The following is a 16,551-nucleotide window of genomic DNA, read 5'->3' as shown; positions in this document are numbered from 1 at the left end:
AAACCTTTTTTTACTCGGTAAAATTGGTTATTTTGGATTTGTAAATAAAGGAGAAATACTGTGGATAGCAATTCAGATTTTTTTAGAATAGAAAAGAATAATATTCAACCAGAGAAGGGAAAGGTGCTAATTGCTGAACCTTTTTTAGAGGGACGATATTTTAAGCGCTCTATTGTTTTACTAGTAGAATGTAATTCGGATGGTGCGGTTGGGTTTGTTTTGAATAAGCCAATTAATCTAAGTATCGATGAAGTGCTGATTAATATTGCCCATTTTGATGGGGATGTTTTTATTGGAGGTCCGGTAGATACAAATCGAATTTATTTTCTGCACACCATACCCGACTTACTGCCACATAGTCTGCCAGTTTTCGATAATTTACATTGGGGAGGTGATTTTAGTGTCCTAAAAGAATTAATTGAACAGAAGTTAGTTCAACCCGATCAGGTTCGTTTTTTTGCTGGTTATTCGGGTTGGAGTGTCGGACAACTCGACGATGAAATTAATGAAAACTCATGGATGGTGAGTCAACTTAATGTGGAAGAAATTATGAATTGTAATAATGAGAAACTTTGGGAAAAATCATTAAGACGTATGGGTGGAAAATATAAAATGTGGTCTAACTTTCCCGAGAATCCAGGAATGAATTAGCTTACCATTTTATTGGTTACAAGTTATATTGAAATGTTGTCTGGTTTAATTCTTCTATTAAAAGTTTCGCAGTTTTGTTAAAATACCTTCTTTCCTGATAAGCAACCACCCATTGAATACCGTGAATTGCATTCGTCAGAAAAATTTCATCAGCACCTAAAAGGTGTTCTGAATTTAAAACGCAATCATCAAAAACGGTAATGTTTAAATTTACTGCAGTTTCAATAACTTGTTCCCTCATTATTCCCGAAACGGCTCCACTTTCAATCGAAGGAGTCATTAAAATTCCATCTTTTACCAAAAACAGGTTAGAGCTACAACTTTCCACAATGTTTCCTTTATCGTTTAGTAGCAAACAATCGTCCCAATTCATTTTGTTGCGGAAGTTAGCGGCAAGAATAAAAGGAAGCGAGTTCCCTGTTTTAAATCTCGAAATAAGGTTGTACGACTTTCTCATTTCTTCGTAAATCCCAATCTTTAAGCCTTTCCGATTTAGTAGGTAGTGATCGTTCTCCAAGGGAGAAGTCTCAATTAAATAAGAAATCGAATTGTCTGTTGGTGTGTATAAACCACCATCTTTACGGAAAACACTAAGTCGAATTCTAGTACCTGCAAAGGCTTTATTTTTATTAATTAAAAAAGTAATATCCGTTTTAATTCTTTCATAAAAACCAAACGGGATAATCATCCCCAAGCATTCCATGCCTTTAGTTAGTCGATTAAGGTGTTCGGAAAGAAACTGAATTTCGGTTCCGTTTGCGTGAATGGTTTCAAAAAGAGAATCGCCATAACGCAAAGCTCTGTTTCCTACTCCAAAAAGCAATTCATCTTTTGGGTATACTTTACCATCTAAACAAATTTTTTCTACAGTATTCATTTTTATATTTTTCCTTTCACAATCTGATCGCAATAAACACTAATATTTTCGTTAGAATCAACTTTGATTCCTTTTATTCCTGCAGCTTCGGCGGCTTGAATATCTCTTTTACTGTCACCAATTAGATACGATTTCGAAGCATCAATATTAAAATCGGCAATGGCTTTTTTTATAAAATAAGGACTTGGTTTCCGACATTCACATTTTGCTACACTTTCGTGATGAGGGCAGAAGTAAATCTTTTTTATGGATATTTTATTTTCTTTGAAAATAGCAAGTAGATGGTTATGAACTTTTTCCACATCTGCTTCGGAATAAATTCCTTTAGCAACTCCACCTTGATTGGTTACGATAAATAGGATGTATCCAGCTTTCGAAATTTTTTGTAAGGAAGGAATTATCCCTTCGTTAATTTTAAAATCGGCTACTTTGTAAATATAGTAATGTCCTTCGTCAGAGTTTATTACACCATCACGATCAAGGAAAAGGGCTTTTTGCATCTTCTAAAAATTAAGAATCTGCTGCAAAAATAAGGAGAATAATTGGGGTTTAATAAGGATAGGAAATAGAAATCCGAAAAGTGCTCCGTATAAATGTGCACTATGACCAATATTGTCTATGTTTTTTTTACTCATATAGTAGGAGTAGTACAAATAACCTAAAGCGAAAATTATTCCTGGAATCGGAATAAAAAACATAAAATAAATATTTTCTAGGGGAGCAAAGAAGATCGCTGCAAAAACGACCGCCGAGGTAGCGCCCGAAGCACCAACTGCATTATAATGATAATGTTCGCGATGTTTCCTTAAATCGTAAAGGGTTGAAAACACAATTGCACCAACATACAAAAGAAGAAAATAGACAACTGCCATTGCTCCAAAATAGTAGTTAAAATAAGTCTCCAGTACTCTTCCAAAGAAAAAAAGTACTACCATATTTACCAATAGATGATCCCAGTTAGCATGAAGAAAACCATAGGTAAATATTCGATACCATTCATTTCGCTTAAGAATTTGGTAAGCGTTAAACTGGTATTTGTACAATAGCTCTACCTTATTAAAGGCAGCGTATGATATTAATACAGTAATGGCAATTATAATAATGGTCATTGGTTTTTAGTTTAAAATGCTTCGGTTAGTTTGACAACTAAAGCGGATCTTCCGGAATTATATCCTGCCGATTTATACTGAATACGATTCGGAGTTATGCCTTTAGAAATAATATATTCGGAGGCAACTTTTGCTCTTTGTTCGCAAAGTAGATTATTTTCTTTTCGTCCTTTATCCTGCTTAGTAAATCCACTAATTTCAATAGAGATGTGAGGGTTTACTTTTAATAAACCTGCTAAATTGTTCAGTTCGGCAATTGTGTTTTCTTTTAATTTCCACGAATCGGCATCATATTCTACCCCATATAATTCCATATTTTGGTTGGTAGAAAATTTTTGAAGTTCGATTTGCTCAAATTTGGCGGATTGGTATTGGTAGCTATTAATTACTTTCGTGAAATAGCCCTCTTTTTGGATAATGATATCGTAAGTTTTCGAAGGGTCAATTTCTTGTTCAAAATCGCCATAATCATCGGTAATACAGAATGAATTACTCTTATACGTTTGATTAATTATTTGAATAGAGGCATCTTTTACGGCACGGGCAGAAAATTGATCGATAATATTTCCTTTGAATGGTACCCAATGGGTTGTATCCATAGAAATATTTAATTGCTTAAGCTCTGTTGAATCTGAGGAAGCAAAATAAAGAATTCGTTTTATTTTGTAACCAGGTTTACTAACAATAAAACTGTAATTTTTTCCTTTAAAAATATCAAAAGAAAAAAGTCCGTTCCCGTCTGTTTTTGTTGATTTCTCTCGCGATAAGTTATCCATTAGAGTTACTTCAACATCCTTTAAAGCTTGTTTATTATCGCTGGCAATTAGTAGCCCATTTAAGCTTTGAATTTTTTCAGGATTCTGTATGAATTCAAATATATCATCACTACCATTTCTGTTGGAAGAGAAGTAACCAATTTCTTTGTTTTTTTGGATCAGATATCCAAAATCATCTTTTGAGGAATTAAAAGGAGGTCCCAAATTTACGGGATATGTCCATTCGTTTTGCTCAAAAATAGATTTAAAAATATCTAGTCCACCAAATCCGATATGACCATCAGAAGCAAAATAGAGATAACCATCTTCAGCTATAAATGGAAACATTTCATTGCCATCGGTATTAATAGTAGGGCCACAATTAATGGGGTGACTCCAGCTAAAACCATATTTTCTACAAACATAAATATCTGTACCTCCGTAACCGCCTTCCATATTCGAAATAAAGTAAAGGTGCCTTCCGTCGGCAGAAATACTAGGATGTCCCATAGAGTATGATTGACCTGAGAATTGAAATATCTCTTCTTTATCCCAGTCCCGACCATTGTGTCTCGAGGTGTAGATATTTAATTCCGATTTTCCTTCTAAATTCAGAGTGCCTTTATTTCGAGTAAAAAAAATAAATTTTTCATTGGCACTAAAGCAGGCTGGTCCTTCGTGATATTTGGTATTAAAATCATTCGAAAAGGATTCTGGGTTTAAGAAATTATCTCCTGATTTTTCCGAAAAGTACATGTCTAAAAAATACTCCCCAGTTCTGCCATCAACTTGGTTCGATGTATTGTTTTTGCGTCCCGAAACAAACACAAGTCCGTTTTTGTAAAAACCAGACGCAAAATCCGATTGTGGAGTGTTAAGAGATATCGATTTTATAGAATACAATTGATCATCTTGTAATTCATTAATTAAATCACAGGAAAGAATCAGTTTGCTAATGTTTTTGTCTTCAGGTACTAATTCGGCGTATTTTTCAAAATAAATTTTTGCTTTTTCATAATTACGAACTCTCTTTAGAAGGGTAGCATATTGCAAATAATCTTTCGCATTTACTTCACTGCTCGATACAATACTTTCCAATAGGTAGTTGGCCTCAGTATCTTTTTGCATTTGAAGATAACAATTGGCTAGTTTTCTTTTTGTAGCAATATCTTCTGAGTTTTCGAGATGCTTTTCGTAGTAGTTAGTTGCGGCGGCAAATTCTTTATTATCGTATAAGCGATCGCCCTTCTGTACAAGTTGATTTTGAGCCAAGGAGGAAGAAAGACCTGTAAGAACAAATCCGATTATTAAAAGAAAATGTAAGGTTCGACTTCTATTCATATTACTAGAAATATCTTGGTGATGTAATTTGGCTTTTACGTAATGATAAGTTGTAATTTAATATTATTTCATGATTTGTATAGCCTTTTGTGGGATAATTTCCGTAAGATTTTTCATAAGAGTAAGAAAATCTTAGTTTTTGAGTTAGTTGATAACCGAGCAAACCTGCCCAGGTTCCATCACTTCGGTAACCTGCTCCAACAGATACGCCACTATTGTGTATAAAATCGAGGTTAATATTAATAAGATTAGAGGTTTTATGAGAACCTACAAACAAAACCGATGGAGCGAAATCAATTTCCGAGTTAATTGGCAGGTTAATACCAGCACCAAGGTAGTAGAAAAGCGATTTTGAATCGAAATTCATATTATTTGATATCCCTTCGGTGGAGGGTTGATCGTTCGAAAGTAGTCTTGGAATAGACAAGCTGAAATAGTAATCGGGGGTGTAATAGTAAAAGCCTAAACCAAAATTAGGAACCCAAGTCGATATGTTATTATCGGGAATTAATGCATCGTTAGCACTACTTGGGTTTGGATCATAAAAAGTCAGTTCCGTCCAATTCACTTGTTTATTAATGAATCCGGCCTGCAGTCCCATTGATAGTTTTCCTTCGTGACTAATCTGAATTTGATAGGCGTAGTTAAGGAATATTGCAATGTCCGATTGAATTCCAAATTTGTTTTGATACGCAACAAGCCCTACACCAGAGTTAGTGTAATTTATAGGAGCCTGAAAGGAAACTAATGCTGTTTCCGGCGATCCATCAACTCCTACCCATTGGTTTCGGTAGGCAAGAACAGCCTCCATAAATCCCGTATTACCCGCATAAGCTGGGTTATAAAAAAGACGGTTGTATTTATGATTTGAAAAACGGATTTCTTCCTGTGCCTGTATGTTTACAGAACAAAAAAGAAAGAATATGAACAAAAAAGAATACTTCAATATGCAATTTATTATTAGTACTTAATAACAATATACCCACTCTTCACATACTCTTTGTCTTTAATAATTAATTTAAAGAAATAGGTACCTTTGGGAAGTTTATCACCTGGGCCTAATTTTACACCGGCTTTATTGTAGCCACCATCCCACGCATCGTCATTCGAATAGTTTCTTTGTTCAAACACCTTAGTTCCCCATCTGGAAAATACGATAAATTCATTTTCGGGATAGTTTTCGATTCCTTTAATGTAAAATTTCTCGTTGGTTCCATCGTTGTTGGGAGTGAAAGAACTTGGAATTAGAAGTTCAACCTGATTTGGATCTAAAACATTTACGATTACTAATGCTTTGGCACATTTTTTATTTTCGTTACAAATTTGATAACGAATTGTATCAGTACCAAATGAGTTTTCATATGGATAGTAAATCATTAATGTGTTATTCTCTATTAAATGCATTTTTCCGTACTGATCGGACTGACTCAAGATCGAAATCTCCAGTTTGTCTACATCGGAAAACTTGTCATTTTGTAAAAAATCGACTTCAATATATACTACTTCGGTTGAAAGACTTTTATTGGTAATAGAAACCGTATCGTTCAGTGCAACAGGAGTAGTTTGTCCAAAACTTACTGATGAGTTTAGACAAAATAGTATTGTATATAGGCAAAAGGGTAAATAAAATCTCATAGTTGGGATTTATGTACAACTTATTTATGTTCTTGTTTCAATCAAAAATCTAATGAAGAATTTTAAATATTAATTCTTTTAGTAGATCTCCATGTTTGGTACTTACATCACCAAATCCTTTTGATTTAAGATCATATTCCCGGAGCAGTGCAACTATAGCAACTAGTTTCTTAGGGTTGTAATTTTTTGCTGCCAGCTTATAATCTTTTACAAAATAAGGATTAATCTGTAAGCTTGTAGCTACCATTTTATCATTGGTTTTATTTTTGATAAAATAATACTTCAAAACTTTTGAGAAATACGAGTGTAATAAGGCAATGGTTACAACCATCGGATTATTTTTTTCATTCGTAGCGAAATAGTTTATGATTTGATTGGCTTTAAAAACATCTTTTTTGCCCAATGCATTTTGTAATTCAAAGTTGTTAAAATCTTTAGATATTCCAATATTTTTTTCAATGTCACTAGGAGTGATTGTCTTCGATTCGCTAATATTTATGGTTAATTTACTAATAGCATTGGTAATTTTACCTAAATCGTTCCCTAAAAATTCAGCAAGTAAAAAACAGGCTTTAGAATCAATTTGATAGCCTTGTTTACTGGTGTAATTTTTTATCCAATCGGGAATTTGATTTTCATATATTTTTTTTGATTCAAATAAAATTCCATTTTTGGCAACCTCTTTGGTGAAGCTTTTTCGCTTGTCTAAGGATTTATACTTGTAATTAATTACGAGTATAGTGGAGTGAAGCGGATTTTGTACATAGGATAGAAGTTGATCGATGTTTTTTATGTTTTGAGCTTCGCGAACTACTACCAATTGTTTTTCAGACATCATTGGAAATCTTCGAGCAGTTGTAACTATGGTTCCAATATCGGTATCTTTTCCATACAAAATGGTTTGGTTAAAATCTTTATCCGATTCATTCAATGCATTTTCAATAATGTAATCTGTAATTTGGTCAATAAAAAAACTCTCTTCTCCCATCAAAAAATAAACCGGAGCGTATTCTTTCTTTTTTAAGCTTTTAAGGATATCCTCAAATGTCATATGTTTTCGTGTTAGAAGCGTAAGTGTTTTACTGATTTTTTATTGTGCATGATTTCTTTTAGGGATTCAATTCCTATTCGGATATGTTCTTCAACAAAATTGAGGGTAACGTTAGCATCACTTTCATCCGTTTTTATTCCATCAGAAATCATTGGTTGATCCGAAACTAAAAGCAAAGCTCCCGATGGTATTCCATTGTAGAAGCCAACGGTAAAGATGGTTGCCGTTTCCATATCAATGGCCATCGCTCTGGTTTTCGACAGGTATTTTTTAAATCGTTCATCGAATTCCCAAACCCGTTTGTTGGTGGTAAAAACGGTTCCGGTGTAATAATCTCTGTTTCGGTCCGATATTACCTGTGATACAGCTCGTTGAAGACTAAATGCTGGTAGGGAAGGTACTTCTGGTGGAAGGTAATCGTTAGAGGTTCCTTCGCTTCGAATTGCTGCGATAGGTAGTATAAGGTCTCCTAATTTGTTTTTACGCTTTAGACCACCGCATTTCCCCAAAAAAAGAACTCCTTTTGGTTTAATAGCGCTAAGTAAATCTAAAATAGTTGCCGCATTTGGGCTTCCCATACCAAAATTAATAATGGTAATATTTTCGGCAGAGGCATTAGGCATTGCTTTGTCTTCGCCTAAGATTTCAACCTGATGCCATTCTGCAAAAAGTTCAACGTAATGATTAAAATTGGTAAGGAGTATATAGGGACTAAAATCCGCAAGTTCTCTACCAGTATATCTTGTTAACCAATTTTTAACAATTTCCTCTTTTGTTTTCATGTAGGTTGGGGAATTAAATATCAGGAATAATCTTCTACCTTTATAAGCTATTATAGCAATTTTATGGAAAACTTAAATTTACCAACTTATTCGTTTAAAATAAAATCTGAACTGCAAAGAAAACTAATTTTTGACAGTATTCGAAAGAAGTATGTGGTATTGACTCCTGAAGAGTGGGTCAGGCAAAATTTCATTCAGTATTTAGTATCCGAAAAGCGATATCCAGCGTCTTTAATTGCAGTAGAAAAAAAAGTGGATGTGAATCTTCTTCCGCAACGAAGCGATATCGTTTTGTATAATAGCAATGCAAAACCAATTATTATTGTAGAGTGTAAATCAATAAAGGTGAAAATTACTCAGGATGTTTTCAACCAAATAGCTCGATATAACATGAAGCTACGTGTTCCATTTTTGGTTGTCACCAATGGTTTACAACATTACTGCTGTCAAATGGATTATGAAAAAAGGAGTTTTAAGTTTATTCCGGAGATACCACTTTATGAGGATATTAAGAATTTGCAGGATTGAGTTTTTGCAGGTTGTGTTCATCTAACCAGCCATCTTTTGATCGAATCCAGTCTTTTTTAGTCCCGACAATTTCAAATCCTTGTTTTGTAAATAAGCGAAGACTAATTTCATTGGCACTAGTAATATTGCAATATAACTGATGAACCAGCAAGGTATTGAATGCATAATTACACAATATCTCTAAAGCTTCCGAGGCGAAACCTTTGTTCTTATTTTCGGCGTTATTAATTAAGATTCCAACACCTGCTCTTTGATGAAAGACATCAAACTCAAAAAGGTCTATTAAGCCAATGGGAGTGTTTGAATCAATTAATTCGATAACCAATCGAACTTGTTTCGTCTCAAAAATATCTAGATAAGAGGATTCTAAATATTGTTTTAAGATAAAAATCGAAAATGGTTTGGTGGTATGACTGACTTCCCAAATGGTGGAGTCGTTTTCCCATTTATAAAGTAGTTTTAAATCAGTTGGTTCAAGTGCCCGTAGTCTTATGTTTTTACCTTCGAGAATTTGCATTTTAGTGTTCATTGTACCATTTAATTTCTCGGGTGAAGGCATCTAAATAGCCTTTTTTAGTCACAGAGTTAAGTCTGCTTTTTGCTTTTTCTAAAGAAGAGTATTTCTGAAATGCATATCTGGATAAACCATCATTCCCTTTATAAATTCGAAGACTATCGGTTCCAAGATTATTAAAAAAGGATAGACCTTTGGCATTTCTAAGTGCCATTACCTGGATGGTATAAAAGTTATCTGTTTCATCGGTATTGAAGTTTAATACCTGTTCGCCCGATAGAGATTTTCTTACAAAAGCATCCCAATAACCTCTTTTAAGTACATGTCCTAAATCATTAATAGCGTCTCCTTTGTTTTTATATACCCGATAGGTATAGCGATACAAACCATTTAAATCGGAGAAAACTTTTACATTTTCTAAATCAGCAAAAAAGGATAACGGCTTAGGATTCCGAAGCGCCATAACTTGAATGGTGTAGGTGTCTTTTTCGGAGTATTTCATTCCAGAATATAGCAATTGATCGTTGATTACTGTACGAATAAATGCATCCCAATATCCCATTCGAATTAATCGGTTCATTTCAGTAACGGCATCTTGATACGACTTGAATTTTTTATAGGTATATCTGGTATATCCATCACCTCCGTGAAAGGCTTTTACATTGTCTAAATTGTCAAAAAAGTCTGCTTCAATATAGAGTTTAAGCGCCATAATCTGTATGGTGTAATAGGTTTCACCGCCAGTTTGTTCTTTAACTAAATTATCGTTCGATAAAATTTTAATTTTTGAAGCCGAATATCCTTTCGCAGCAATTTCTTTTCTAGCTTTTGCTGCTTTCTTGTAATCTTTAAACTTACCATAGGTGTAATGATATTTTTTATCAGAGCCAATGGTTTCCTTTACTCCGGCCAGATTTTCGAAAAGTTCTGGTTTCGGAGAATTAAAGTTTCCTAAATCTAAGGTGAATGCTAAGTCGCCAGAATCTATAACTTCCAGTTTTGAATCTTGCGAACTGGCAGTCGATTTTTTAATTAATTTATTTGTTTCCTCGAGAGAAACAGTTTTTTGTTCTTTTATTGCTTCGTCCTTTTTAACTTCCGGTACTATTTTAGGAGTAGTTGTTGTACTTACTGTTTTTGCAGGAAGATCTGGAATTACTGTAGTTGCTTCTTTTTCTTCCTCCTTTTTAGGGCTTAACACCTCTTTTATAACTGGTGCAGGTATAAAAGAATCTATTTTCACCTCTTCAACTGCACTTATTGTGTCATTGATTACTTCCGGACTAATAAATTCTTTATTGTCGGGGATAGAATCTTTTGAAGGGGGAAGGGAGCCAATATCGCTTAGCTTACTTTCATCCAAATCAATTAATTCCAGAGTGTTTGGATAGTCTGGTTCATCCTTAGTTCGTAATGTTAATGGAAGAAGGGTAATTACGCTATGATTTTCTTTATTAGCAAATTCAGGTGGAATATTTAAAACGGTACGAAGGGTTCTGTACCCTTCGGCTACAATTTCAATATCGTATTTCTTACCTGCATCAACAATAAATAAGAATTTACCAGTTGCTTCATTGGGAGTATAGATTCCAATTACATTACCATCTTTACTAACGGTAATTTTAGAATTTAAAACAACTTTACCGCTCGAATTAATCACTTTACCTTTTAGTACAAATAAGCCAGCGTCCTCTTCATTAGGAGTTTTAATAAGAAAAATATCTGTTCTTCCTAGGCTTCCATTTCGGTAGGAAGCAAAGTACGCTCTTTTACCATCAGGAGTAGGAGTGTAGTAAATATCATCATCCGTTGAATTAATTGGGTAGCCAACATTGACTGGAGTAGTCCAACGACCTTTGCTGTTTACACTTTTGAAAATATCCAATCCGCCCATTGTTTTATGTCCGGCGGAACTAAAATATAAGGTTTTTCCATCGGGATGAATAAATGGAGAATCATCGTCGTATTCTGTATTGATAGCTGGGCCAAGGTTTTTTGCACGCCCCCATTTTCCGTTAGGTAGTTTGGTTACGGTGTATATATCCATGCCACCATATCCGCCGGGGCGATTGCTGGAAAAGAAGATGGTTCTGCTATCTGCAGAAATCGAAATATGACTTTCTTTACTTGGAGAATTGATAACAGGTGCAAGTTTTTCAGGTTCACTCCATTCGGTACCATTTAAATGGCTTGTATAAATATCTCCTCCTTCGGATTCCCGGCTGTTTACAAAGCCGGCTTTGTATATATAAAGTTCCTGCCCATCAGCCGAAATAGAGATGGAAGCATCGTGATCGATAGTGTTTAATTTTACGATTCCTTTAGGATCCGACCAAATTCCATTTGTGTTATAGGAGATATAAATATCTTCGAAATATTGACCATCCGCATCAATTTTAGATCCGGTACCGTTTCTTCGGGATGTGAAAACCATGGTGCTTTCATCTGCTGTAACTCCCGGACTATGCTCCGAAAATTCGGAGTTGATTTTATTTCCCAGATTGATAATTGAAATGTTAACTGGGTTTTTCATTAAGTCAATCCCATTTTTACACATTTCAATATTACGCTGAATATCATTTCGAAAGACCGTATTCTGAGGGGAAATAAGCTGTAGTAAATCTTTGTAAACTTTAAGTGCTTCGTTAAATTGGTAATTAGCATGGTAAGCCTTGGCCAAATTAAAGTAAACATCCATTGAAACATTGTTCTTGGAGCTGGTGTATTGAATAGCCTTTTCGATTAGCTCGACTGATTTTTCTTTTTCGGATACAATGTTCAAATAACACAATCCCAATTTAAAATTCAGATCCGCATTTCTAGAGGACTCTTCGAGTAAGTCTTTGTAAATAACCGCTGCTTTTACAAAATTCCGGTTGTCAAGAAATTTCTCGGCAATTTGATATTGTCTTTTTGAGCTTACTTTTTGTTGTTTAGGAGAAGCAAAAAGGGAGTGAGAACTATTTATCCCTATAAAAATAGAGATAAGAACCATAAAAAAAACCTTTAGGGCAAAAGGTGTTTTTTCGTTCAGTTTATGGGCTGTTGAACAGTTTATATGGTTTAAATTAATTAACAATAACTAAATATAGTAGATAAGGGTCAAACTCCAATAACAAATATAATAAAAAAGTAGAATTGTTAATAAAAACTTACAACTTTCTCTGCCATTTTATTATTGTTGCTAAAGTAGTCAATGTTGTGCATTTATACTGTACAAAATATATAATTTTGTTTGATGTTTTGAGGAATAGGCAAGGAATAGGTATAAAAAAACCATTGAAGAAGATTCAATGGTTTTAGATTTATTTAAAAGGAGGGTTTAAATTGTTCGTTTTATATCAAAATTTTCTAAGTTTTCAGCAATTCGTTTTAAAAACATGCCTCCAAGCGCACCATCAACAACCCGGTGATCGTAGGATAGTGATAAAACCATAATTTGTCGAATACCGATGGTGTCTCCATGTGGAGTTTCGATTACGGCAGGTTTCTTTTTAATTGCTCCAACGGCCAAAATTGCTACTTCGGGTTGATTAATAATTGGGGTTCCGGTTGTACTTCCGAATGCTCCTAAGTTGGTAATGGTAAAAGTGCTTCCTTTTATTTCGTCGGGTTGAAGTTTGTTAATTCTTGCTCGATCCGCCAAGTCATTCACTTTTGTGGTTATCCCGACAAGGTTTAATTCATCGGCAGCCTTAATTACTGGAACTATTAAATTTCCACTTGGAAGTGCCGTAGCCATACCAATATTGATATATTTTTTGCGAATAATTCGATCTCCATCAACAGAAACGTTAACCATCGGATAATCTTTTAAGGCACTGGTAACTGCTTCCACAAAAATAGGAGTGAAGGTTAGTTTTTGATTTTCTTTTTTCAGGAATTCATCTTTTACTTTGTTTCTCCAATTTACCAAACCGGTTACATCTACATCAATAAAGGAGGTAACGTGAGGAGATACTTGTTTTGATTTGAGCATGTATTGCGCAATTAATTTACGCATTCGATCCATTTCTATGATTTCTACATTTTCGCCTTCGTAACTTTTGTGCTCGCTGGCAGGTGTAGTAGCTCCTGAATTGATTGGACTTATAGTTGGTGTTGAGGAAGCAAGTTTTACGCCTTGTGATTTTTTATCATTCAGATAGCTTAGTATGTCTTTTTTTGTGATTCTACCAGCTTCGCCCGAACCAGAAATTTGCTTCAATTCGTTGGCATCAATATTTTCTGTTTGAGCAATGTTTCTAACTAGTGGAGAAATAAAATTCCCATCGTCAGTTTTATTACTGATTTGAGGAGCTATTGATTCTAAAAGAACGGGAGCAAAATCTTCAGGTGTCGGCTTTTGTATTTCCTGTTTTGGATTTTCTTTAATTTCTTCGGAGGCAGTATCTTCTCCTTCGGTTGCAAGAATTGCAACTACATCTCCCACTTGAGGAGTATCTCCTTCATTAAATAGGAATTTTACGATTTTACCTGCTTGAGGAGCTGGAATTTCCGAATCAACTTTATCGGTTGCAATTTCCATAATGGAATCTTCTTCCTCAACAAAATCGCCAACTTTTTTAAGAAATTGAGTAATGGTTGCCTCTGTAATTCCTTCGCCCATTGCAGGAATCAGGATTTCTATTTTAGCCATGTTAATGTTGTGTTTTTTTTGATTGTTTTTATTTAGTCTAAATACTACACGAAATTAATAAAATTACAGAAAAGGACAAATGCATCCGAAAATGTTCAAAATCCAAGATTAAGTTGCAAGAAGTTAGTTTGTACTCCGTCGTATCCTGACTATAAGCAATACCAAACAAATGTGCAAAAGTGGCGGAACTACTATGTGTCAAGTGCAAAAAATAACAATAAATATGCATTAAGAAGCTTTTCCCTTTTAGTACGGATCTCCTAACTCTAAGCTATAAATTTTGATTGAATGGAGTTCGGTGTAAGATAGATCTTCCCAAAGTTATTTCATCGGTATATTCCAATTCATCGCCAATGGAAACTCCTCGGGCAATGGTTGTTATGGGCACATTGAATTTGCTCATTTTTTTAAAAAGATAAAAGTTGGTAGTATCGCCTTCCATGGTGGTACTTAAGGCCAAAATAATTTCTTTTGCTTTTCCTTCGCTTACTTTCTGAATTAGCGGCTCAATTTTTAAATCGCTAGGACCAATTCCATCCATTGGCGAAATAATTCCGCCCAAAACATGGTAAATACCGTTAAATTGCTGTGTCCTTTCAATCGACATTACATCGCGAATACTCTCAACAACACAAATGGTTTCATGATCGCGTTTTGGGTTGGCACAAATATCACACAAACTAGTGTCCGAAATATTGTAGCAAGAATTACAATGCTTAATTTCATCGCGCAATTGGGTAATCGAAGCACCAAAAAGATGGACATCTTCTTTGGGTTGATTTAGTAGATGTAAAACTAGGCGCAAAGCTGTTTTTCTGCCTATGCCTGGAAGTTTTGAAAACTCGGCAACGGCATTTTCGAGAAGCTTAGAAGGAAAATTGGTATAACTCATTTTTACGATTGAATCTTTAGTCAACTTCAAAAGTAGCAAAATAGAATTGAAATTAAACCGGACAGGTTTTCGAAAAGCTCTTTGGTTTATGTATTTTTGGTCTTCATTCAAAAATAAAGCCTGTGTCGCCACTTAGCATACTTCTTGTTGTTGTTGGGTATTTTTCCCTTCTATTAATTATTTCCTATTTTACGGGTCGTAAGGCCGATAATAAGGCTTTTTTTGTTGGTAACAAACAATCGCCATGGTATGTAGTGGCATTTGGAATGGTTGGGGCTTCGCTTTCGGGGGTTACTTTTATTTCTGTTCCGGGTTGGGTAGGATCTATCGATTTTACTTACATGCAAATGGTTTTTGGTTACATGTTAGGATATATTGTGGTTGCAAATATTCTGTTACCATTGTACTATAAACTAAATCTGACCTCTATTTATTCCTATTTGGATGGAAGGTTTGGGAAAACTGCCTATAAAACCGGAGCATCTTTCTTTTTGTTATCCAGAACAATTGGAGCCTCGTTTCGATTGTTTTTAATGGCAAACGTGTTGCAAATTACTGTTTTTGAAGCCTGGAATATTCCTTTTTTTGTTACTGTTTTACTCACCATATTACTGATTTGGCTGTACACGTTTAAAGGAGGAATAAAAACCATTGTTTGGACAGATACACTTCAGACTTTATTTATGCTACTTGCGGTTGGTGTTAGTATTTATCTGATTATGGATCGGTTGAATTTGGATATTTCTGGTTTAGCTAATACCATCAGCGAAAGCGATTATTCAAAAGTGTTTGAGTTTGGCGATTGGAAAAGCAAGCAAAATTTCTTTAAGCAATTTTTTACAGGTGCTTTTATAACTATTGTAATGACTGGTTTGGATCAGGACATGATGCAGAAAAACCTAAGTTGTAAAAATCTGGGCGAAGCCAAAAAGAACATGTATTGGTATGGCTTTGCTTTTATTCCGGCGAATTTATTATTTCTGGTTTTAGGTGCTTTGTTGCTTATTTTTGCTCAACACGAAGGCATTCCAATCCCGGAAAGGGGAGATGATCTATTTCCACTTTTGGCAACACAACATTTGGGGCCAGTAGTTGGTTTGTTTTTTTTGGTTGGGCTGATGGCTGCCGCTTATTCAAGCGCCGATTCTGCTTTAACATCTTTAACTACATCTTTTACGGTAGATATTTTAGGTGCAGATGAAAATGATGAGGTTCAGACCAAGAAATTAAGATTCCGCTCGCACCTTTTGTTTTCGCTCTTACTACTTGTTGTGATATTGATTTTTAGGGCTATTAACGACGATTCTGTAATAGCTGCTATTTTTACCATTGCTGGATATACTTACGGTCCGTTGCTGGGATTATACGCTTTTGGCTTGTTTACGAAACTGCAGGTGAAAGATAAGCTAGTGCCTTTTATAGCAATTCTAGCTCCAATTGTTTGTTATATCCTAAAAGATAATTCGATGCATTGGTTTGGAGTAGCCATCGGATTTGAATTGTTGATGATTAATGGTGCTTTGATGTTTTTAGGTTTGTGGGCGATTCGTAGGAAATAATTCAATTCTATATTGCCCCTGCTTCAGATGGGGCATTGAAAATAAATCTCTTACAAAACCAGACAGGTCTATTTACATCATGTAAGTAGACTTGTCTGGTTTGTGTGTGAATCGAACTAAAATACAGTTTCTTCAGATTTGTAAACTGAGGTTTCGCGTTTTAAAATTCCAAATTATTTTGAGGCAAATCGGATTGAAGGTGCTAAGTTGCTTGTCCA

General features: G+C 34.7%; 15 protein-coding genes. 3 read left to right on the top strand and 12 right to left on the bottom strand.

The window, feature by feature from the left end; translation table 11 throughout:
• The first annotated feature begins 60 nt into the window (after positions 1–60).
• Positions 61–651, top strand: coding sequence for a YqgE/AlgH family protein (locus BZG02_RS00930; protein WP_101259531.1), 591 nt, complete (start codon positions 61–63; stop codon positions 649–651).
• 16 nt (positions 652–667) lie between these two features.
• Here BZG02_RS00930 and BZG02_RS00925 read toward each other — a convergent pair whose 3' ends face one another.
• Genes BZG02_RS00925 through BZG02_RS00890 form a run of 8 tightly spaced genes read right to left on the bottom strand, consistent with a single transcriptional unit; the run spans position 668 to position 8,201 of the window.
• Positions 668–1,528, bottom strand: coding sequence for an aminotransferase class IV (locus tag BZG02_RS00925; RefSeq protein WP_101259530.1), 861 nt, complete (start codon positions 1,526–1,528; stop codon positions 668–670).
• Between the two features lie 2 nt (positions 1,529–1,530).
• Positions 1,531–2,028 (bottom strand): D-glycero-alpha-D-manno-heptose-1,7-bisphosphate 7-phosphatase, encoded by a 498-nt coding sequence (locus tag BZG02_RS00920; protein WP_101259529.1) that lies wholly within the window; start codon positions 2,026–2,028, stop codon positions 1,531–1,533.
• A 3-nt stretch (positions 2,029–2,031) separates the two neighbouring features.
• Complete coding sequence (locus BZG02_RS00915) at positions 2,032–2,637, bottom strand: rhomboid family intramembrane serine protease (protein ID WP_101259528.1); 606 nt, start codon at positions 2,635–2,637, stop codon at positions 2,032–2,034.
• An 11-nt stretch (positions 2,638–2,648) separates the two neighbouring features.
• Positions 2,649–4,733, bottom strand: coding sequence for an OmpA family protein (locus BZG02_RS00910; protein ID WP_101259527.1), 2,085 nt, complete (start codon positions 4,731–4,733; stop codon positions 2,649–2,651).
• A gap of 4 nt (positions 4,734–4,737) precedes the next feature.
• The gene (locus BZG02_RS00905; RefSeq protein WP_180335585.1) at positions 4,738–5,679 is read right to left on the bottom strand and encodes a PorP/SprF family type IX secretion system membrane protein; all 942 of its coding nucleotides are present in this window, start codon (positions 5,677–5,679) and stop codon (positions 4,738–4,740) included.
• Positions 5,680–5,693: 14 nt separating this feature from the next.
• Complete coding sequence (locus BZG02_RS00900; protein WP_101259525.1) at positions 5,694–6,368, bottom strand: T9SS type B sorting domain-containing protein; 675 nt, start codon at positions 6,366–6,368, stop codon at positions 5,694–5,696.
• A gap of 49 nt (positions 6,369–6,417) precedes the next feature.
• On the bottom strand, positions 6,418–7,419 hold the full coding sequence (gene holA / locus BZG02_RS00895) for a DNA polymerase III subunit delta (RefSeq protein WP_101259524.1): 1,002 nt from the start codon (positions 7,417–7,419) through the stop codon (positions 6,418–6,420).
• 11 nt (positions 7,420–7,430) lie between these two features.
• A complete protein-coding gene (locus BZG02_RS00890) occupies positions 7,431–8,201 on the bottom strand; it encodes an AMP nucleosidase (RefSeq protein ID WP_101259523.1) in 771 nt (256 codons plus the stop codon).
• Between the two features lie 63 nt (positions 8,202–8,264).
• On the opposite strand from BZG02_RS00890, the gene BZG02_RS00885 reads away from it, so the two are divergent.
• The gene (locus BZG02_RS00885; RefSeq protein ID WP_101259522.1) at positions 8,265–8,729 is read left to right on the top strand and encodes a type I restriction enzyme HsdR N-terminal domain-containing protein; all 465 of its coding nucleotides are present in this window, start codon (positions 8,265–8,267) and stop codon (positions 8,727–8,729) included.
• On the opposite strand, the gene BZG02_RS00880 is transcribed toward BZG02_RS00885, so the two are convergent.
• The 4 genes from BZG02_RS00880 to recR form a co-directional block, all read right to left on the bottom strand.
• Positions 8,710–9,258, bottom strand: a complete 549-nt coding sequence (locus BZG02_RS00880) for a GNAT family N-acetyltransferase (RefSeq protein ID WP_218972112.1) — start codon at positions 9,256–9,258, stop codon at positions 8,710–8,712. The two genes, BZG02_RS00885 and BZG02_RS00880, sit on opposite strands and share 20 nt — an antisense overlap.
• A complete protein-coding gene (locus tag BZG02_RS00875; RefSeq protein WP_101259521.1) occupies positions 9,248–12,238 on the bottom strand; it encodes a PD40 domain-containing protein in 2,991 nt (996 codons plus the stop codon). The genes BZG02_RS00880 and BZG02_RS00875 overlap by 11 nt, the downstream gene beginning before the upstream one ends.
• Before the next feature lie 327 nt (positions 12,239–12,565).
• Entirely contained in the window at positions 12,566–13,882 is a 1,317-nt protein-coding gene (locus BZG02_RS00870) for a dihydrolipoamide acetyltransferase family protein (RefSeq protein WP_101259520.1), read from the bottom strand.
• Between the two features lie 271 nt (positions 13,883–14,153).
• Positions 14,154–14,774, bottom strand: a complete 621-nt coding sequence (recR, locus tag BZG02_RS00865) for a recombination mediator RecR (protein ID WP_101259519.1) — start codon at positions 14,772–14,774, stop codon at positions 14,154–14,156.
• Positions 14,775–14,896: 122 nt separating this feature from the next.
• On the opposite strand from recR, the gene BZG02_RS00860 reads away from it, so the two are divergent.
• Positions 14,897–16,333 carry a sodium:solute symporter gene (locus tag BZG02_RS00860; protein ID WP_101259518.1) on the top strand — a complete coding sequence of 479 codons (1,437 nt, stop codon included), beginning with the start codon at positions 14,897–14,899 and terminating at the stop codon, positions 16,331–16,333.
• Positions 16,334–16,551: the final 218 nt, after the last annotated feature.

Source organism: Labilibaculum filiforme, assembly GCF_002843315.1.
Lineage (GTDB): Bacteria > Bacteroidota > Bacteroidia > Bacteroidales > Marinifilaceae > Labilibaculum > Labilibaculum filiforme.
The sequence above is the reverse complement of the archived record's forward strand: the minus strand, read 5'-3'. Positions and strand labels throughout refer to the sequence as shown.